We start from the raw sequence: 20356 nt of genomic DNA, 5'->3' as shown, positions 1-20356 counted from the left end.
AAGCCCTAATAAGTTGGAAACAGAACCCCCTCAACGATAGTCGTTGAGGAGTTAGGAAATACATCCGCCATTTTATCGGACATCGCCCCAGATAATGTATACCAAAAACCACCTACTGTGGCCGATCCAAATGTGATCTCGGCAGGTGTTTCTGTAGCACTCCCAGCCTTTTCTTCACTACCGGCATCAGAGGAACAACCAACTGCGAGAATCATCAATGCAACAACCATTAAGAATAATGCAAAAATCTTTTTCATTTACTTTTTCCTCCCTTTTTTATGAACTTATTTTTTGGTCACTATAACTAAATTCAGCACCTGTGATTTCTCTCAATGCGTCTACATGAATGTCAGATAATATCTCTATTAGCTCCGTACCACTTTCCTTAAATTTGAAGACAGCATGTTCAGTGACCAACATATCTGCTTTTCTGGCTCCACTACTAGGAAATGTGAGTTCCTTTACTAGTTTCGGAGATCCATCTTTTGCTAGATGCGTAGATGCTAGAACAATTCTTTTTGCCCCAGCGACCAGATCCATTGCTCCCCCGACACCTAAAATAGTCTTACCTGGGACTGCCCAGTTTGCAATCTCCCCGAATTGGTCCACCTGAAGTGCACCTAACACAGCCATATCCACATGACCCCCACGGATCATGACGAAAGAATCTGAACTATCAAACAAGGAAGCCCCAGCCTCCATCGTAATGGGTTGCTTGCTGGCACTGATCAAGTCCATATTCATCGCTTCCTTATCTGGTGTCGGTCCCATTCCAAGCAATCCGTTCTCTGATTGCAAATATACTTTTTTATCACCGAGATGGTCAGGAATCAAAGTCGGAATCCCGACACCAAGGTTAACAACTTCCCCAACTGACATTTCTTGGGCTACTCTCTTTGCAATTTTAACGCGCTCGGACTGACTCAACGTAGGCACCTTCCTTCTTTTCGTATTTATTTAACACGATAAAATCAACGTACAAATGCGGTGTTACAATTTCTAAAGGTGTTAATTCACCCGCTTCAACAATCTCATCAACTTCCGCAATGACCACTTTGCTAGCTGTTGCCATCGCCGCGTTGAAATTCCGGGCCGTATGGTCGTAGAATAGATTTCCTAGTGTATCCGCTTTCAAAGCTTTGATTATAGAAACATCACCTTTGATCGCCTTTTCGAGAATGTACCTGTCCCCATCTAATACTCTTTCTTCCTTACCATCAGCAAGATTTGTACCAACAGCCGTTTTGGTGTAAAAACCACCAATCCCTGCTCCGCCGCATCGGATAGCTTCAGCAAGGGTGCCTTGTGGAATGAGCTCAATTTCTAGTTCCCCTTCACTCCATGCCTGAACTGCATCACGATTCGTTGTGAAATACGACCCTTTTGCTTTCTTCAAACATCCAGCCATCAATAGCTTGCCAAGTCCTTTCCCTACTTCGCCTAAATTGTTACTGACGACCGTCAAGTCTCTTTTGTCAGATGCAGCTAGTTCATCAAGTAAAGTAAGTGGAGTTCCTGACAAACCAAATCCCCCAACAAGCAATGTATCGCCATTGTTGATATGGTTTAGGAATTCAGTTCCTTCAATTAATTTTTTCATTATTCTCCCTCCCCGAAAAATTAAATTAAACTACCTTGTGGAATCACTAAGAGAAATGTTCAAATTAAAAACAGTTTTCTTAAAACGTCCATTTGGTAAAGCGTTTTCATTTCATTCCGTATAGTGGAATAATCATTCTGTTTTTGTCTCGAGTTTTATTATAATTAAAAAATTATTTAATTGCAATGCCAAAATAGGAAATTTTCTGAATATAATTAAACACTAACTTTGAATGAAAAGCACTTAAGAAAATTAAAGCTACTCTTGATTGAGCTTTAATTCGAAAAATCGACACTTATAAAAAAATGCTCGGAAAGGGCCCCTGTCAAATCTTTGCTGAGAACGAATAGATCGATTCCAAATTATAACGTAAGCGTGATGTGTATAATCGATGTGGAGAAAAACGGTTCTACATTGAACGGAGAGTTAAAGTCTCTACAGATCGCCCATCCACGAAAGATTTATCTGCGGAGGAAAAGCTGAAGAAAGCTGAGTTTCAAGTATCTAGAAGCTGAATTGCCCTTCGTAAAAAAGCTAGAGGAACTCGAAGGTCACTAAAAAAGGTGACCCCGGCTCAATCCCGAGGTCACCTTTTAGCTGCTTAAGTGCATTTAATTTAATCCGCCATAACTGATGTTTTGGATCTACGAAACGACTAAGGGTATGGTAGCTCTATGGCTGTATGATTGGCATTCAATGCTTCCCTCCTTAGTCTTTTTTCAAATGTACTCCCACGGTTAATCTCCCGTTGTATAACCTACATATTGTTCCCGAGTCGTATAAAGCCCTTCTCGTCAGGCGCTTCAAACACCCGAAACTTGCGGAGTTGTTTTCCGTAAACATGAATTGTGACAGTCGTTTCGTCCCCATGCGGCTCTAGAATATGGCAATCGGCTGGGGGTAGAAGTTCCCCTGTGCTTTGTTCGTTCACTGTCATGGCACCGGCATAGCAAAGCTTAGCAGTATGATCAGAAAAAGATTCGAGTTGAACATAGTTTTTCACTCTCATACGACCGGAAACCACTCCTTCCACTCCCCAAGTCCCGTCGTGATCATGCAAAGGAGTGCACTGTCCAGGTTCCCATATTAATGCGAGTACTTCGAATTGATTCTTAGGATCACGATAAAGGGAATGGCGGGCGTATTGACTATTTTCCGTTTGTAATTTCTCCTGTGAAAGCCATGATTTTGTACGTATCAATTTGCAGAGAAGTCGTTCGGCTTCCCTCACGCGTTCGGCACTCTCAGTTGTCTCCTCCACTACTTTAGTCATCTCACTTATAAAGTCAGAAAGTTCATATTGTTGCTGTATCTTTCCCATTTTGAAAATTTCCTCCTTCTGCTGGCAGCCTTAGAATTATACTTCGGTTTTTAAATGATAAAGTGTCTCTATTAAACATTAACACATAATGGTTTTCCCGTTCCTTCTTGAATATGACCTCTTAAAACACTTAATAGGTTTTGTACGACGAATTACTTGATGATCAAGATATTTTACCGACTAGCACCTTACTACGTAAAAAGGTGACCTCGGCTCCAAACCGAAGTCACCTTAGCTGTTCAAACTCGTTCAACTTAGCAGTTAATAGTATAACGCGATTACCTTATTACATTTCAAACACTTATTATACTTGTTATTCCCTTTAAAATGATGATCACAATTTTGTTGGATCTCTTTTAAACTATTTTTCAAAGAAGCAAGGTGGTTTTCCGTTTGATTAATCTCCTCTTCAATTTTCTGGACCTTCACCCGTAATCCCTCCTTGGAATATTACTGATAAATCTTGCCGCCGGACTTCTTAAACTGTTCAGCTTTCTCCTTCATCCCCTTCTCAATATCCTCATTTGTAAAAAGTTCATTGTTTTTCGCATAATTGCGGATATCCTGGGAGATTCTCATACTGCAGAACTTTGGTCCACACATGGAACAGAAATGTGCTGTTTTTGCACCTTCAGCAGGCAACGTTTCGTCATGGTACTCGATGGCACGTTCAGGATCTAAAGATAAGTTAAATTGATCTCTCCAACGGAACTCAAAGCGTGCTTTTGATAAGGCATCATCGCGTTTCTGTGCACCTGGATGTCCTTTTGCCAAATCAGCTGCATGGGCTGCAATTTTATAAGTAATCACTCCCTCACGAACATCATCCCTATTCGGTAAGCCTAAGTGTTCTTTTGGCGTTACATAACAAAGCATGGCTGTCCCGTACCAGCCAATCATGGCTGCTCCAATCGCAGAAGTAATGTGATCATAACCAGGAGCTACATCCGTTGTAAGCGGTCCAAGAGTATAAAAGGGCGCTTCCTTACACACTTCCAATTGTTTGTCCATGTTTTCTTTAATGAGATGCATGGGTACATGACCCGGCCCTTCCACCATCACCTGCACATCATGCTCCCACGCAATTTGTGTTAACTCTCCAAGCGTTTCTAATTCTGCAAACTGTGCTTCATCATTTGCATCGGCAATGGATCCAGGACGTAAGCCATCCCCTAAGGAGAAGGAAATATCATAGGTTTTCATAATTTCACAGATTTCTTCAAAATGAGTATACAAAAAGCTTTCTTCATGGTGATATAAGCACCACTGGGCCATGATCGACCCGCCCCGGGATACAATTCCAGTTAAACGCTCTGCTGTCAGCGGGACATATCTTAATAGAACGCCTGCATGGATCGTGAAGTAATCCACCCCCTGCTCGGCTTGTTCAATCAACGTATCACGGTAAACCTCCCACGTCAGATCCTCGGCAACGCCATTTACTTTCTCTAGTGCCTGATAAATAGGAACGGTCCCCACCGGTACTGAAGAGTTTCGAATAATCCACTCTCGAGTTGTGTGAATGTCTTTCCCCGTTGATAAGTCCATAATATTATCTGCACCCCAACGTGTAGCCCAGGTCATCTTTTCCACTTCTTGTTCGATAGAGGAGGAAACAGCAGAATTGCCAATGTTCGCATTAATTTTGACGTGGAAATGACGACCGATAATCATAGGTTCTATCTCTGGGTGATTAATATTAGCAGGAATAATTGCACGACCCTTTGCCACTTCATCTCTGACAAACTCCGGATCCATATTTTCCCTAATTGCGATAAACTCCATTTCGGGAGTAATCATTCCCTGTTTAGCATAATGAAGCTGCGAGACATTTTTCCCTTTTGTAGCGCGTAATGGTTTACGGTTTAATCCAGGAAACACCTTATCGTTTGCACGAGGGTCATTCTCATCCTTGTACCCATTATCTTCAGGCTTTATTTCGCGGCTTTCATATTCTTCAACATCGCCCCGTTCTTGAATCCATACACGGCGAGTGGCTGGAACACCCTTGGTAATATCAACGGAGTAATTTGGATCTGTATAAGGACCGCTTGTGTCATACACACGTACTGGAGGATTTTCCTCTTCTCCAAACGTCCCTGATGTTGGACTTAATCCAATTTCACGCATGGGAACCTTAATACCAGGTCTTGATCCTGTTACATATACTTTTTTACTTCCTGAAAAATTAGACATGATGGAAATGTTTCTTTCGTTTAATGAACTCGTTGACATCATAAATCTCTCCTTTTTTAAAATGTAAAGGACGAGATAAGGAACAATAGAGAGGAGAAAGCATACAGAAGTACATAAAAAAGCCAGGCCATAAAAATATGGACCCGGCTAATATGTATGCAGAAGTAGGATTGCATTGATGATTGGTTAACTTCCCCACGCTGGTATGATCCAGATCAGGTCCCAAGAGTCAAGAAGCTTCAACGCGCTTCTCTCTCAGTCCAAACTATTGGACTCCCCTAGTTATTTCTATTCAATTTGATTACAGTATATATGATTCTTGAGGAAAAACAAACCTTAAATTGAAAATATATCTTACCTGACTCATCCATTCTCTAAAATAAAAGAAATCTTTTCAGCATCAACATTCCATCCAAAATCAATCCACATACTGAGAATATGAGGTTTTAGATGATGCCTATGTTTTGAATGACGTTCCAAAAAATAATTGGAAGACACTTTCAGCTATTGTTAATTTTCCAAATACTTGATATATTTAAGAAGACAATTGTATAGGTGTAGAAATAGGTGCAGGTAAATGTATTCATTTATCTGCTTAAAAGGGAAGTTCGGTTAGAACCCGACGCTGTCCCGCAACTGTATTTAGGAGCAATTCGAATAAACCACTGTTTTCATGGAACATGGAAATGGGAAGGTTCGAGGAGCGATGATCATAAGCCAGGAGACCTGCCTGTTTTTAGCGAACACTAAAACCTACGCGGATAGGAGGTGTTAAGGGCGAGAATAGCAGGAATGCTACATGGTTTGTTTTCATTACCATGTATTATTTGATGGATACGCAGCTTAACAACTTCTTTTGGAAGTTGTTTTTTTATGGTTAAAAATTCTAGTGATAAACATGCTTGAGGAGGTACCCTTTGTTTGGTTCAGTCGAGTATTATTGCCAATTATTTAAAGCTGGTATTATGAACAATTTCATTGCAGATCACAGCTGTTCATTGCGTACTAAATATTCACAATTAAGAGCTGACGTTATGAAACGAGAATATAAATATGAGAAAAAAGAAGTACACTTACAAAATCTCGAAAAGGCCTATGAAAAAATATATGCAGAGATTTTTGGAGCCCTGCAAAAATAAGAACGACTCATAGAAAGGGAAAAGTTCCCTGTATTTTGTAAGCGGTTTCCTTAATGTTGACATTATTAGGAGGGTCATTGATGGCAGAACAAACTGTGTATAAACCTGGTTTAGACGGAGTTATTGCTGCAGAAACAGGTATTTCTTATTTGGATGTAGAAGCAGAAGAAATTGTGATCAGAGGGTATGAATTAATCGAGCTGGCGGAGAAAAAGCAATACTTGGATTTGGTCCATCTTTTGTTACAAGGTTCATTACCTAAAGATAGCGACCGAGCATCGCTTCAGAAAGAATTAAAGCAAGAATATAGTCTCCCTCCCAAATTCTTTAGGCTGTTTGAGCAACTTCCGAAAAAAACGCACCCCATGGATGCATTACGTACGGGAATTTCAGCGCTTTCAGGATATGATGAGAGGTTAAACGAGCGTAATGAAGAAGAAAATTTAAAGAAAGCGATGCTTCTTTTAGCAAAAATCCCAAATATCGTTGCAAACAGTTACCATATTCTCCATGGTCAAAAGCCAGTGAAGCCTAAGCAAGACTTACCTTATAGTGATAACTTTTTATATATGATTACTGGAAAAAAACCGACTGCACGTGAAGCAGCTATTTTTGATCAGTCATTGATGGTCTACAGTGAACATGAAATGCCGAACTCCACCTTTGCTGCACGAGTCATCGCCTCCACAAATGCTGATATTTACGGGGCTCTAACTGGAGCCGTGGCATCGCTGAAAGGAAACTTACATGGGGGTGCCAATGAGGCTGTCATGTATATGCTACTGGAAGGAGAAACGATCGAAGGTTTCCGTTACCTGCTCTATAAGAAGCTGAAAAACAAAGAAAAAGTCATGGGTTTCGGGCACCGAGTTTACATGAAGAAAATGGATCCAAGGGCTGCATTAATGAAAGAGGCTTTACGTGAGCTTGCCGAGGAAAAAGGTCGCATGGATTTATTCGAGATGTGTGAAGCAGGAGAAACCCTCATACGTGAAGAAAAAGGATTATATCCAAATCTTGATTATTACGCAGCCCCTGTTTATTATTTGCTTGGTATTCCAATCGAACTGTATACGCCCATTTTCTACGCATCGCGTACGTTAGGTTTATGTGCTCACATCTTTGAACAACATTCCAATAATAAATTGTTCAGGCCTCGCGTACATTACACAGGACCACGTGGGCTTCATCCTTAAAAAAAGCGATAGTGAGCTTACATGAGTTTTTCTTTCTCTCCGGTCGGCTAAGACCGACCGAGGAGTCTTTACATATTCTTAAAAAAGAGGTGGAACATGTTATGACAGAAGTGAAAATGAACACAGTTCAATCAACAGATCAAGTAGTAGAACAAATTGCCGATTATGCGGTCAATGGAACGATTTCGAGTAAGGAAGCGCTGGAAACAGCACGTTATGTATTAATGGATACCTTGGGGTGTGGCTTACTGGCGCTTCGTTACCCAGAATGCACCAAACACCTTGGCCCTATTGTACCCGGAACGATCGTTCCAAACGGCGTTCAAGTTCCTGGGACACAGTATAAACTAGATCCCGTCCATGCGGCGTTCAATATTGGATGTATGATTCGCTGGCTGGATTACAATGATACGTGGCTTGCAGCCGAATGGGGTCACCCTTCTGATAACCTCGGAGGTATTTTAGCTGTGGCCGACTACCTAAGCCGTGAGCGTATCGCCGAAGCCAAGGTGCCTCTTACGATGGACACTGTTTTGGAGTACATCGTAAAAGCGCACGAAATACAAGGCATTCTTGCTTTGGAAAACAGTTTGAACCGCCAGGGCTTAGATCATGTTCTGTATGTAAAAGTAGCGACAACCGCTGTTGTTACGGCGATGTTAGGGGGAAGCAAAGAAGACGTTGTCAACGCGGTTTCCCAAGCGTGGATTGATAATTCCAGCCTTCGAACGTATCGCCACGCACCAAACACAGGTTCAAGAAAATCTTGGGCTGCTGGAGATGCGACAAGCCGCGGAGTTCGCCTAGCCCTCATGACGATGAAGGGGGAAATGGGATACAAAACCCCGTTATCTGCACCAGGCTGGGGCTTCCAGGATGTACTGTTTGATGGGAAGGAATTGACGATTGCCCGCCCATTTGACTCTTACGTTATGGAAAACATCTTATTTAAGATTTCTTATCCAGCCGAGTTCCATGCACAAACGGCAGCCGAGGCAGCGATTCAATTGCGTGATCAGGTGGCTGATCGATTGGATGAGATTGAAAAAATAGAAATAACGACCCATGAATCGGCCATACGAATCATTGATAAAAAAGGCCCTCTTCATAATCCGGCAGACCGCGACCATTGCTTGCAGTATATTACAGCGATAGGCTTAATTTATGGTTCGTTGACAGCGGACCATTATGAAGATGAAATCGCCCGCAACCCTCAAATTGATCGATTAAGAGATATGATGGAAACAGTAGAAAACGAACAATACAGCAAGGACTATCTTGATGCTGGCAGACGGTCAATCGCTAATGCCGTACAAGTTTTCTTCAATGATGGAACAAAAACGGAGCAAGTGGCGATTGAATACCCAATCGGACACCGTCGCCGTCGTGAAGAAGGAATTCCGCTTCTATTGAACAAGTTCCACGACAACTTGAAGACGCATTTCCCTGCCCGTCAAGTCAACGATATTTATACGCTGTGTGAGAATCAAAAGGAACTTTCACTCAAACCTGTTCATGAATTTATGAATCTGTTTAGAATTTAATTATGTATATTTAGCCAAGGAGGCATTGTAATGACTTGGATCGTGGAACCAAAATCAACACAGAACGAGCGCGCTGAACAATTCAAACGCCTTATTAAGAAAAATGAAATACTAAGAATCCCCGGTGCCCATGACGGAATGTCCGCTAAAATTGCAAAAGACGTCGGTTTTCAGACATTATATCTTTCAGGTGCTGCTTACACAGCCAGTCGAGCTCTGCCCGACTTAGGGATGATTTACTCCAATGAGGTAGCAGACAAAGCAACCGAACTGGTGCGTGCTACTGACCTTCCTCTTTTAGTCGATATTGATACGGGTTACGGTGGTGTATTAAATGTGGCACGAACCGCGAGAGAGATGGTAGAAGCAGGAGTAGCTGCCGTTCAGATTGAGGATCAGCATCTCCCTAAAAAATGCGGGCATTTAAACGGTAAAAAACTCATCGACCCTGATGAGATGGTACAAAAAATCAAGACGATTAAAGAAGTGTCCCCTACCCTAGTTATCGTCGCAAGAACAGATGCGAAGTCAGTGGAAGGCATCGACAAGGCCATTGAACGTGCTAATTTATATGTCAAGGCAGGAGCCGACGCCATTTTCCCAGAAGCGCTGACGAGTGAGGAAGACTTTCACAGGGCTTCGCAAGCGATTGATGCACCTTTATTAGCCAACATGACCGAATTCGGAAAAACACCCTATTTTACTGCCGAAGAATTCGAGTCATTTGGTTTCGGTATGGTGATCTACCCGGTCACTTCCTTACGTGTAGCAGCTAAAGCCTATGAACGTGTTTTCACTGAGATTTTTGAAAAAGGTACTCAGGAAGATATGCTTGATGATATGCAAACACGCGGAGAGTTGTACGAAAAGATTCGCTACTATGATTATGAACAACTGGATCAAAAGATTGCTGAAACCGAGCTGCCTGAAATCGGTAAGGAGAGAAAGTAAACCGAACTGCAAAAGCCCCATTCTCTGCATCATGCAAAGAATGGGGCTTTTGTACATTTATGAACCTCAATCTATTACGAAAATGTTGAAATCTTTCCGCCTGGACTAAAAAACTTCTGAACCTCTTCATCCGAAAAGTCTTGTAAGTGCGGATACTTGTATTGAGGATTTCGGTCTTTATCAATGAGAACAGAACGTACACCCTCAAAGAAATCTTCATGACGCATAAAGTTTTTAGCAAGAATGAGATCTGTATGAAAGCATTCGTCTATTGTTTTATTTTCCCCATCCATGAGCTGTTTTAAGGTAACTTTCAAAGAGGATGGAGACTTGGACAAGAGCATTTCTTTCGCTTCCTTGGCAAAATCGCTCGATGCGTTGTCTAGCGAATGGACGATTCCTTCCACAGTCCTGTAGGAAAAATGCTGATCGACATCTTCTTGTATGAGATGAAGCTGTCCTTCTTTTTCAGGAGAACGAGTGTACTTATCGGTCAGCTCATTAAGAGCAGCATCCACATCTTTATTATGCCAATTGATCCCTTCTAGTTCAGATAAGAATACGTCCATCTTCTCACTTTTCATATAGGCATCCGCTCCACCGATATACAAAACATCAGGAGCTTTTATGACCGATGCGGTTAAGGCTAAGTAACGAGCCATATGACCAGGAGCTTGATTTAAGAAATAAGCCGCTCCTACATCTGGAAAAAAGCCAATATTCATTTCGGGCATGGCCCATTTAGTGCGCTCAGTCACAATTCTATGAGATGCTCCGTACGTGAGCCCGACGCCTCCACCCATGACGACTCCATCCAAGCAAGCAATGATCGGTTTGGAGTACTGATAAATGAGCTGGTCAACTACATATTCTTTTTCAAAAAAACGCTCGGCCTTCTCTAAAGCTTCGGAGCTATTTTGTGCCCCATAAAGGGTCTTAATATCCCCGCCCGCACAAAAGCCTTTGGAACCTTCCCCTTTAAGGACAACGAGACGAACCTGATCATCATGTTCCCACTCTTTCAATTTTTCCCCGATAACCTCCAGCATATCTGTAGACAGTGAATTAATAGCTTCAGGTCTGTTTAGTATGAGGGACGCTACGCCATTTTCATTAACAGAAGTCAATACTACGTTTGTCATTTTTCCCCTCCTAGGAATGTGTGAAATTTGGCTTTCGTTTTTCAATAAAGGCTTGAACGCCTTCCTTAGCATCTTTCGTTAAAAATAACTCAGCAAACTTTTTCCGTTCTCTTTCCAATCCATCTGCCATCTTTTCGGTATGCCCCTGCATGATACATTCAACTGCACGCGTTACACTGGTCATGCTTTTGCCCTCTACCAGGGACTGAGCCAGGGCGACTGTGGTTGGTAGTAGTTCTTCCTGTTGAACGACAAATTGAACAATCCCGAGATCAGCCACCTCCTCCGAATTTAGCTGCTTACTGGACAAAATGAGGTTCAAAGCTGTTGCTGGGCCTGTGATTTTGCTAAGACGCTGGGTGCCCCCGAAAGATGGAATAAGGCCTAGCTTTAATTCTGGTAATCCGAGTGTGGCCGCGTCTGAAGCAATCCTAAAGTGACAGCTCATCGCTAGCTCGAGTCCTCCCCCAAGTGCCGGCCCGTTGATACTGGCAATCACCGGTTTTCTCATCGCTTCAATCTCATTACAAAGCTCCTGACCCGCTTCAGACATGGCCAAGGCTTTCTCCTCTTCTTCCATGACAGAGACAAATTCCTTGATATCCGCACCGGCTACAAAAAATCGACCGGCACCTGTAAGAATAATAACACGTGTTTCATCGTCGTTTGCCAGTGTTTGAAATAGATTGCGTAATTCTCCAATAACAGCCGATGATAAGGCATTAGCTGGAGCGTTATTCACTTCGACCGTTGTCACATGATTTTCTTTAATCACGTTCGCATATTGGTAGTCCACTTTTTACAACCTCCTTTTTGTATGTCCCGTGCCAAAAATGAGCTAGATTGAATGGGAACTCTAAAACGATCAAAACCATCGTTCGGTCACTACTTTTTTCCGCGTATAAAATTGCACCCCATCTTTTCCGTTCGTTCCAAGATCTCCATAAAAGGAAGCTTTGTTTCCTGCAAACGAGAAGAACGCCATCGGAGCCGGGACATTTACATTAACACCGACCATGCCTGCGTCAATATTTTCACGGAAGATTTGAGCGTTTTTACCACTTGATGTATAGATAACAGCCCCATTCGCGAACCTGGAGTGATTGGTAAGATCAATACCCTCTTCCAGGTTGCTTACTCTTACCACACTTAAAACAGGAGCAAATATTTCATCCTGCCAGATCTTCATCTCGGGGTGACACGATCGAAAACCGTCGCGCCTACGTAATATCCATTTTCATCGACTTCTACATTTCGACCATCGACCATCAAGGCAGCCCCTTCTTCGACTCCTTGATTAATATATCCTAGTACTCTCTCTTTGTGGGCATCACGGATCAAAGGTCCGACGAAGTTTTCCTCCGAAGTTCCCGCTCCCACTTTTAGTTTCCGAGTTTCTGAGACCAAGGTCTCGATGAATTCATCAGCGATATCATCCACGACGGCTACCACGGAACATGCCATACAGCGTTCACCACTACTTCCAAAGGCAGCCCCAATAACCCCCTGAACAGTTTTCTCCATTTGACAATCCGACATGACAAGTGCGTGGTTTTTAGCTCCTGCAAGAGCTTGAACTCGTTTTCCATTCGCTGTTCCTGTTTGGTAGACATGCTTGGCCACTGGTTCTGAGCCGACAAAAGAAACCGCCTCAATGTCAGGATGGTCAAGGACACTATTGACCACTTCTTTTCCACCATGTACTAGATTCAACACACCTTTTGGAAAACCTGCTTGATAAAAAAGATCCACTAACTTCCCGGCTAAAATAGGCGTGCGCTCCGACGCTTTGAAGACAAATGTATTCCCGCAAGCAATCGCAAGGGGGAACATCCATAGCGGAACCATCATTGGGAAGTTAAACGGTGTAATACCCGCAACCACTCCAAGTGGATAGCGCCAAATGGAACCATCAATGCCCTCGGCAATACTAGGAAGTGCATCTCCCATCATTAAATTTGGAGTAGATGTGGCAAGCTCGACCACTTCAATTCCGCGTTGAACCTCCCCGCGAGCGTCCTGTAACGTTTTTCCACTCTCCATGGTAATAATTTGAGCAAGTTCTTCTTTATGTTCGTTTAATAACTGAAGGTATTCAAATAAGTAACGGGATCTTTGCGGAACAGGTACTTTTGACCAAGAAGGGAATGCCCTATGAGCCGCTTCTACGGCGAGTTTGACATCTTGTTCTGTTGATAACGGAACATACGCAACCACCTTACCGGTTGCTGGATTCGGAATTTCTTCCATTTCTTCTCCTGTAGACGCCACCCACTGTCCATCAATATGATTCTTCATTTTTTCTACGTTCGTCGTAATCATATGTGCTTCTCCCCTTTTTCCTATAATTTAGATGTAGACTGCTCGCTAAGCTTTTGGAAAACCACGGACATGTCTTTCTCCCCAAGGCCACTTTCCTCCGCCTCTTCGTACATATCAAACAAGTTCTTACTAATCGGTAAATCTAAGTGATGTTTTTCAGCCAAGTCTAAAGCAAACCCTAAATCTTTCCTCAATAGTTTTAAAGAGAAACCAGGTTCATAGTCATCATTGGCGATAAAGCTTTTATAGTTGCGTTCAAATATCCGGCTTTTCGCATAACTGACATTCAAGATTTCATATAAATTTTCCAAATCTATATTGCTCTGCTTTGCTAAATTAAGCGCTTCGCTTACACCAGCGGTATAGAACCCGATGAGTAAATTGTTGATCAGCTTCGTAGCTGTGCCACTATCGATCTTTTCATTGACATGAAAAATCTTCTCACCTAATACGTTCATGATTGGCAAAGCTTTCTGATACGTTTCTTCAGAACCTCCGACCATGAAGGTAAGCGTGCGGTTTACAGCTCCAATCACTCCTCCACTGACAGGAGCAGCTAGATATTCAATCCCTTTGTTTCTCACTGCTTTTTCAACTTTCAGATTCATCTCAGGAGCCACCGTACTTGTATCCATCAAGATCATTCCAGGCTGACTATGTTTAATCAGTCCCTCTTCTCCTAAAAAAATCTCTTCGACCGCATCCGAGGATGGTAAGCTCGTGATGATCACGTCGCAAACGCCCGTCATTTCAGAAATAGATACCCCTGTCAATCCACCGAATTCTTGAAGAGCTTCTTCAGCTTTTTTATTTAAATCGAGACCGTAAACGATAAAATTAGCAGCTAGTAAATTTTTCGACATCGGAAGACCCATATTTCCTAATCCGATAAAACCTATCTTTTTCATGTGAATACCTCCATTTAAATCATATAGCGCGTGCGACTTGTGATATGTTTTGCAATCGCACGTTTTTTCACAAAGAGATTTTCATAAAGAGGAACTTCGAGATGGCGAATCTCATGGATCCATCTCTCCCGGTCATGGTCATCTGAAACGCCCCCTGAAATGATGGACAGAGCGGCGTTTTCCACACGACGATACCCCTCTTCACATAACACATCTGTCACGTTTACCTTCATCTGCTCCTGGTCCCGCCCATTTTTTTCAATAGCCTTCTCCGTACGTAAAAACGAAGATTCCATTACATAGAGGTCACTTACCATATCCGCTAATAAACGCATATATTCTTGTTCATCTTCCATTTTTAAGCACGTTTCCGTAAGCGCTTTCAAAGATCGAGTTAACAAGTGCTTAGACAGTTGAATGTACTGTCGATTCTTGTCCTTATGGATCTCATTTGCTGTGTCCATCGTAGTCACTTGTGATGAATTAAATTTTTTAATTAAGATTTTTGAAATCGTTAGACGATTAATCTCATTTGTTCCTTCAAATATCCGGCTGATCCTGGCATCACGATAAAGCCGCTCGACTTGATATTCTTCCATATATCCATAACCACCGTGAATTTGTACAGCTTCGTCAACAATGTTGTCTAACACTTCTGAGCTATATACTTTGTTCATGGCACATTCCATGGCATACCCTGAATTTTTCCCGTTACTATCATTATTCTCGTCGCGGTCTTCCATGGCGTCATCTAAAAAACCAGCTGTTCGATAGGCAGCACTCTCAGCTCCGTAAATAGAAACGGCCATGTTGGCAATCTTCTCTTGAATCATCGTAAAGTCAAGTAACGATCGATTAAACTGTTTCCGTTCTTTTGAGTATTGAGTAGTCAACTCAAGCGATTGTTTTGCGGATCCAATATTTGAAAAGGCAAGCTTTAGGCGGGCCATGTTTAAAATGTTTAAGGCAATCCGATGCCCTTTCCCTACGTCCCCCAATACATTTTCTTTAGGCACGGATACATCCTCAAGAATCAAAGTTGCTGTGGAAGACCCTTTGATTCCCATCTTCTTTTCTTCCAACCCAATGGATACGCCATCAAACGATCGTTCGACGATAAAGGCGGTCATTCCTTCCTTGGTTTTAGCGAAGACAACATAGACATTCGCCACATGAGCATTTGTAATCCATTGCTTTTCTCCATTCAACACCCAGGCTGATTCTTCATCCTTCCATATCGCACTGGTACGTGCATTTAAAGCATCCGAACCAGCACCCGGCTCCGTCAGGGCATAGGCGCCAATCCATTCCCCAGCAGCTAATTTGGGTAAGTACTTCTGTTTTTGTTCTTCTGTACCAAAATAAATGTAGGGCAAAGTGCCTACTCCAACATGAATGTTAAACGAAACGCTGAATGAGCCCCCATACCCCATCTTTTCCGCCACAAGTCCAGAGAGTTTTTTATTTAAAGAAAGACCGCCATAGGACTCCGGCACTTCAATACCAAGCAGACCTAGTTCTCCAGCTTTTTCAAACAGCTGGCAGGCAACTTTATAATCATGCTTTTCAATAGACTCCAATTGAGGGGCAATTTCTTGTTTCACAAACATTTCTGTTGTTTTCGATATCAAATCTTCCTCGTCCATGAAATCTTCGGGTGTAAACACACCCTTTCCCATTTCATAGGGCATAAAATTCCTCGAATGAACTTTTAGATCTTCCATTCTTACACTCCCATCTGAATATCATGCGGCTGAAAAAACGGCAATAAAAAAACAACTTCCCGATAGAAGTTGTTAAGTCACGAAAGATTACTAAAATAGACATGCTTATCCACATTGAAAAAGCATGCTTCCTTTTGTCGCCCTTAACACCCCCTATCCTCGTAGGTATTGATGTTTGCTAAAAACAGGCAGGTCTCCTGGCTTAAGGTCATCGCTCCTCGAACCTTCCCATTTCCATGTTCCATGAAAACAGTGGTTTTTTCGAATCGCTCCCAAATACAGTTGCGGGACAGCGTCGGAATCTAACCGAACTTCCCTTTTAAGCAGATAAATAAGTTCTTTATCCGCACCTGTTTTTACATCGTATTTAGTTTCATGTAGAGTATATCACCACTTTCAAAAATTGGCAATTGTTTGAAAGTAACCTACTAGTAGTAAACTGTTTCTGGGTAATGAGATACCCACCCTATCTTCAGAATTCAGAAGTGCGGTCTTTTTTGTATAAAGCTTCATAGTAAATTATTCTTCACGATTTGTCTCTATTGTACTCGTTATTTCAATTTCTTTTAGGGCTTGTGATGCTAGTCTGTCCGCTTCCCGATTCCCTTTTCGTGAAATAAGTTCATAATCTGGATGAATGCCTAGCTGCTTCAATTTACTTTCAACTCTGTCAGCCCATTTTGACAATTCTTCTTCCAAACACGGCCATTCTCCATTTAATTGGTTGATAACAACCTGGGAATCACCGACAAATGTAACAGGCAAGTGATGGACCTTTAAAAGCTCTAATTCTTGTAATCCGAGATGAAGGGCAGCATACTCCGCCTCGTTATTTGTATCAAGTTCTTCAACTAAGGCGTTTTTGCGCAGCCGAAATGATTTTCCATTTTGTTCATAATAAATGGCACAACCTAAACCTGAATTTGTTGTGTCTAGATCAAAACCACCATCAAAATAAACGGTTACATTGTGTGGTTCGGTTTGAATTCCCTTCATATATTTCTTTAATTCCTTCAACGTCCACGTACTCTCAAGGCTGTCGATGAATGTTACATTTTTAGTGCGCCCTATGCTCTCTAGATCTTCAGCGATTAAGATGGCTTTTCCTGCATGCATATCATCAGAACTGAATGTTGTATTTGTACCTTTTGGTGTTTTATATGTTAATTCGATTCTGACCTTCATAATAAGACCACCCTTAGTAAGCCGAAATAAATAGAAACTCATTTCAGCTTTTTTAAAAAATATAATTAGTTCTTTTCTATCTTAGACTGTTTCTTCCTATTGGCATACTTCAATTATGATCATTGTACCCTTCTTGAAACAGAATTATTTCATGTCAGGTACTGTAGTATTATCAGCAATGAATCTGTTCGGCTCACCAATTTGACAAAAAAAGGGGCATCTTCTCATTTTATGAGGGAACTTAATAGGAGCAGTCAGAAACTTGTTATCTTTTAAAAACAATATTATGCTACGGTAAAGAGGTTTGTGTCGGAAGGAGATTCAGTTTATGTTTGATTTTTTTCTAAATTTACCCCCAGTTATACAAGCACTCCTAGCTTCTCTTTTTACATGGGGGATGACGGCTCTTGGAGCTACATTGGTTTTTACAACGAAAACATTCAATCAGAAATTAATGGACAGTATGTTAGGATTCGCTGGTGGTGTTATGATTGCAGCGAGTTTCTGGTCACTCCTTTCCCCAGCGCTTGATATGGCAGAAGGGGGAGGGGTCCCAGCTTGGATTCCAGTAGCCATTGGCTTTATGTTGGGCGGGCTTTTTTTATGGGGAAGTGATAAGATCCTACCACACCTTCATCCTACATCATCTATGGAACAAGCAGAGGGAATACAACCAAAGAAAAAAAAGCGCAGTACGCTATTAGTTCTAGCCATTACGTTACACGACATTCCAGAAGGCCTGGCGGTAGGAGTTGCTTTTGGAGCCGTGGCCGCCGGATTCCCATCGGCATCAATAGCTGGGGCTGTCGCATTAACCATTGGCATTGGTATTCAAAACTTCCCGGAAGGTGTTGCCGTATCCATGCCCCTTCGAAGGGATGGGATGTCACGTAAAAAAAGTTTTCTCTATGGGCAATTTTCAGGAATGGTTGAACCTGTCTCTGCCATTATTGGAGCAGCAGCAGTGACCTTGATCCAGCCCCTCCTCCCCTATGCTTTAAGTTTTGCTGCAGGGGCCATGATATTTGTTGTGGCAGAAGAAGTTATCCCAGGTTCTCAAGAAGAGGGAAATAAAGATTTAGCATCCATGAGTTTAATGATTGGGTTTACGATAATGATGATTTTAGATGTTTCTCTTGGGTAAGTTCTTAGTGACAGTTTCTAAAAAACCTGCCCTACAAAGCAACACTCATGCTATAGTGCACAATGGAGGAAGCACCGAGACCCTCCCTCATTTCACCAAATAGAATTTGAGCCAAAATTATAATAATAATTTCCTGGTTGTTTACTACTTCCAAATCGATTAGTATAGGAATAGCGTATTTTTTAATGAGGAGCGTATCTATGAAACAATCCATATACGGTTTAACGTTTGTTCAACTGACAGACTGGCTTACGGAACACGGGGAAAAAAAGTTCCGCTCCAAACAAGTGTGGAACTGGCTCTACCAAAAACGTGTCACTGATTTTTCGCAAATGAAAAATGTAAACCAATCCAGCATTGACCTTCTGGATGAACATTTTACAATCGAAACGTTAACGGAAGAAATTAAACAAGAATCGAAGGACGGGACGGTTAAATTCCTGTTTAAATTACAAGATGGAAACGTCATTGAAACCGTGCTTATGCGTTTTAACTATGGGCTTTCAGTCTGTGTAACGACACAGGTCGGCTGTAATATCGGCTGTTCGTTCTGTGCGAGCGGAGTGTTGCGTAAACACCGCGATTTATCAAGCGGTGAGATTGTCGAACAAATAATGCAAGTCCAGCAGCACCTCGACCAACAGAACAAAGACGAACGCGTCAGTCACATTGTCGTTATGGGAATTGGCGAACCGTTCGATAACTACGACAACTTGATCGACTTCCTCCGTGTAGTCAATGATCAAAAAGGTTTATCGATTGGGGCCCGTCACATTACTGTTTCCACAAGCGGAATCGCACCGAAGATGTATGAGTTTGCGGATGAGGGGATCCAGATTAATTTAGCGCTATCGATCCACGCGCCGAATAACGAGCTGCGGACGAAAATCATGAAAATCAACCGGGCGTATCCACTGGAAAAACTAATGCCCGCGATCGATTACTATTTAGAAAAAACGAACCGACGGATTACCTTCGAATATATTTTGCTGAAAGACGTGAATGATCATAAGAAAGAAGCCGAGCAGCTCGCGGATCTACTCCACAATAAACGTCACTTGTCATATGTCAACTTAATTCCGTACAACCCAGTCGCAGACAACCCGTATGAACGAAGTGAGAAAGAAGCGATTCTCACCTTCTATCAAACCTTGATGGATCGCGGGATTAAATGCGGGGTTCGTACTGAACACGGAACGGACATCGACGCCGCGTGCGGTCAGCTCAGAAGTAAACAAATTGAAAAAGAAAAAGCCCGTAAAAATAAAAAATTACAGGCAAACTAAACGCATGAGGCTCAAGCCTCATGCTTTTTTATATCCCCCTAACAAACTGCAAGATGGGATATACAATAATTTAGATTAACAATGTCGATTACCCAATGTATCCTTTTTGTTGCAAATGGTCGATGACTACTTGGACTGATTCCTCCAGCGTTTGTTTATCCGTTTCTATCGTGACCTCTGGTTCGACAGGCTCTTCATACGGGGCATCAATCCCTGTAAAACCTTTAATTTCACCGGCACGCGCTTTTTTATATAAACCTTTAGGGTCACGTTCTTCACAGGCTTCTACGCTGCATTTCACATAGACTTCAATGAATTCCTTTTCTCCAAGTAACTTTCTGGCGCGATCTCGATCCTCTCGATAGGGAGAAATAAACGCCGTTAAAGTTACTAGTCCTGCGTCCACCATAAGATTGGCTACTTCTCCAATGCGACGAATATTCTCCGTACGATCTTCGGGGCTAAACCCTAAATTTTTATTCAACCCGTGACGAACGTTATCTCCATCTAACCGATATGTATGGACACCGATTTCATGAAGTTCTTTTTCTAATGCCACAGATACCGTGGATTTCCCTGATCCAGATAGGCCTGTGAACCATAAAACTGCGCTCTTATGATTATTTTGCTCTTGTCTTTCTTGCTTAGTCACTTCTGAATCATGCCATACGATATTAGTTGATTCACTCATTTTTTTC

Annotated in this window: 18 protein-coding genes, 1 pseudogene and 3 riboswitches; of the genes and pseudogenes, 6 read left to right on the top strand and 13 right to left on the bottom strand. The window is 42.1% G+C overall.

Annotated features, from left to right (window positions below; translation table 11 throughout):
• Positions 1-5 precede the first annotated feature (5 nt).
• From MUO14_RS22685 to thiC, 6 genes are all read right to left on the bottom strand, one after another.
• The gene (locus MUO14_RS22685; protein ID WP_244752761.1) at positions 6-257 is read right to left on the bottom strand and encodes a TAXI family TRAP transporter solute-binding subunit; all 252 of its coding nucleotides are present in this window, start codon (positions 255-257) and stop codon (positions 6-8) included.
• A 19-nt stretch (positions 258-276) separates the two neighbouring features.
• On the bottom strand, positions 277-927 hold the full coding sequence (locus MUO14_RS22680; RefSeq protein WP_244752760.1) for a 3-oxoacid CoA-transferase subunit B: 651 nt from the start codon (positions 925-927) through the stop codon (positions 277-279).
• Positions 905-1600: a CoA transferase subunit A gene (locus MUO14_RS22675; RefSeq protein ID WP_244752759.1), complete on the bottom strand. Its 696-nt coding sequence runs from the start codon at positions 1598-1600 to the stop codon at positions 905-907. The genes MUO14_RS22680 and MUO14_RS22675 overlap by 23 nt, the downstream gene beginning before the upstream one ends.
• 757 nt (positions 1601-2357) lie before the next feature.
• Positions 2358-2921, bottom strand: coding sequence for a cysteine dioxygenase family protein (locus tag MUO14_RS22670; RefSeq protein WP_244752758.1), 564 nt, complete (start codon positions 2919-2921; stop codon positions 2358-2360).
• A gap of 261 nt (positions 2922-3182) precedes the next feature.
• A complete protein-coding gene (locus MUO14_RS22665) occupies positions 3183-3350 on the bottom strand; it encodes a serine protease (protein WP_244752757.1) in 168 nt (55 codons plus the stop codon).
• A gap of 21 nt (positions 3351-3371) precedes the next feature.
• Complete coding sequence (gene thiC, locus MUO14_RS22660) at positions 3372-5156, bottom strand: phosphomethylpyrimidine synthase ThiC (protein WP_244755731.1); 1785 nt, start codon at positions 5154-5156, stop codon at positions 3372-3374.
• 136 nt (positions 5157-5292) lie between these two features.
• Positions 5293-5407, bottom strand: a riboswitch (TPP riboswitch).
• Positions 5408-5665: 258 nt separating this feature from the next.
• Positions 5666-5865, top strand: a riboswitch (cobalamin riboswitch).
• Positions 5866-6034: 169 nt separating this feature from the next.
• Here thiC and MUO14_RS22655 point away from each other — a divergent pair.
• The 4 genes from MUO14_RS22655 (at position 6035) to prpB (ending at position 9947) form a co-directional block, all read left to right on the top strand.
• Positions 6035-6256, top strand: a complete 222-nt coding sequence (locus MUO14_RS22655; protein ID WP_244752756.1) for a hypothetical protein — start codon at positions 6035-6037, stop codon at positions 6254-6256.
• A 77-nt stretch (positions 6257-6333) separates the two neighbouring features.
• Positions 6334-7452 (top strand): citrate synthase, encoded by a 1119-nt coding sequence (gene mmgD / locus MUO14_RS22650; RefSeq protein ID WP_396265862.1) that lies wholly within the window; start codon positions 6334-6336, stop codon positions 7450-7452.
• Positions 7453-7553: 101 nt separating this feature from the next.
• Positions 7554-8996, top strand: a complete 1443-nt coding sequence (locus MUO14_RS22645; RefSeq protein ID WP_244752754.1) for a bifunctional 2-methylcitrate dehydratase/aconitate hydratase — start codon at positions 7554-7556, stop codon at positions 8994-8996.
• A 30-nt stretch (positions 8997-9026) separates the two neighbouring features.
• Positions 9027-9947, top strand: a complete 921-nt coding sequence (prpB, locus tag MUO14_RS22640) for a methylisocitrate lyase (protein WP_244752753.1) — start codon at positions 9027-9029, stop codon at positions 9945-9947.
• A 74-nt stretch (positions 9948-10021) separates the two neighbouring features.
• Here the strand turns inward: prpB and MUO14_RS22635 are convergent, their stop codons facing one another.
• The 6 genes and pseudogenes from MUO14_RS22635 to MUO14_RS22610 form a co-directional block, all read right to left on the bottom strand.
• A complete protein-coding gene (locus MUO14_RS22635) occupies positions 10022-11089 on the bottom strand; it encodes an enoyl-CoA hydratase/isomerase family protein (protein WP_244752752.1) in 1068 nt (355 codons plus the stop codon).
• 10 nt (positions 11090-11099) lie between these two features.
• Positions 11100-11885, bottom strand: a complete 786-nt coding sequence (locus MUO14_RS22630) for an enoyl-CoA hydratase-related protein (RefSeq protein ID WP_244752751.1) — start codon at positions 11883-11885, stop codon at positions 11100-11102.
• A gap of 69 nt (positions 11886-11954) precedes the next feature.
• Positions 11955-13411, bottom strand: a pseudogene (locus tag MUO14_RS22625) (CoA-acylating methylmalonate-semialdehyde dehydrogenase).
• Positions 13412-13431: 20 nt separating this feature from the next.
• The gene (locus tag MUO14_RS22620; RefSeq protein WP_244752750.1) at positions 13432-14319 is read right to left on the bottom strand and encodes an NAD(P)-dependent oxidoreductase; all 888 of its coding nucleotides are present in this window, start codon (positions 14317-14319) and stop codon (positions 13432-13434) included.
• Positions 14320-14333: 14 nt separating this feature from the next.
• On the bottom strand, positions 14334-16043 hold the full coding sequence (locus MUO14_RS22615) for an acyl-CoA dehydrogenase family protein (protein WP_396265767.1): 1710 nt from the start codon (positions 16041-16043) through the stop codon (positions 14334-14336).
• Between the two features lie 170 nt (positions 16044-16213).
• Positions 16214-16412: riboswitch (cobalamin riboswitch) on the bottom strand.
• 150 nt (positions 16413-16562) lie between these two features.
• Positions 16563-17228: a ribonuclease H family protein gene (locus MUO14_RS22610; RefSeq protein ID WP_244752749.1), complete on the bottom strand. Its 666-nt coding sequence runs from the start codon at positions 17226-17228 to the stop codon at positions 16563-16565.
• 328 nt (positions 17229-17556) lie between these two features.
• Between MUO14_RS22610 and MUO14_RS22605 the strand changes: the two genes are divergently transcribed.
• Positions 17557-18372, top strand: coding sequence for a ZIP family metal transporter (locus tag MUO14_RS22605; RefSeq protein ID WP_244752748.1), 816 nt, complete (start codon positions 17557-17559; stop codon positions 18370-18372).
• A 200-nt stretch (positions 18373-18572) separates the two neighbouring features.
• The gene (rlmN, locus tag MUO14_RS22600; RefSeq protein ID WP_244752747.1) at positions 18573-19658 is read left to right on the top strand and encodes a dual-specificity RNA methyltransferase RlmN; all 1086 of its coding nucleotides are present in this window, start codon (positions 18573-18575) and stop codon (positions 19656-19658) included.
• Between the two features lie 88 nt (positions 19659-19746).
• Here rlmN and cysC read toward each other — a convergent pair whose 3' ends face one another.
• Complete coding sequence (gene cysC, locus MUO14_RS22595; RefSeq protein ID WP_244752746.1) at positions 19747-20349, bottom strand: adenylyl-sulfate kinase; 603 nt, start codon at positions 20347-20349, stop codon at positions 19747-19749.
• Between the last annotated feature and the right edge of the window lie 7 nt (positions 20350-20356).

It is taken from the genome of Halobacillus shinanisalinarum (genome assembly GCF_022919835.1).
GTDB lineage: Bacteria > Bacillota > Bacilli > Bacillales > Halobacillaceae > Halobacillus_A > Halobacillus_A shinanisalinarum.
Note: the sequence above shows the minus strand (reverse complement) of the source record. Positions and strands in the feature narration are given on the sequence as shown.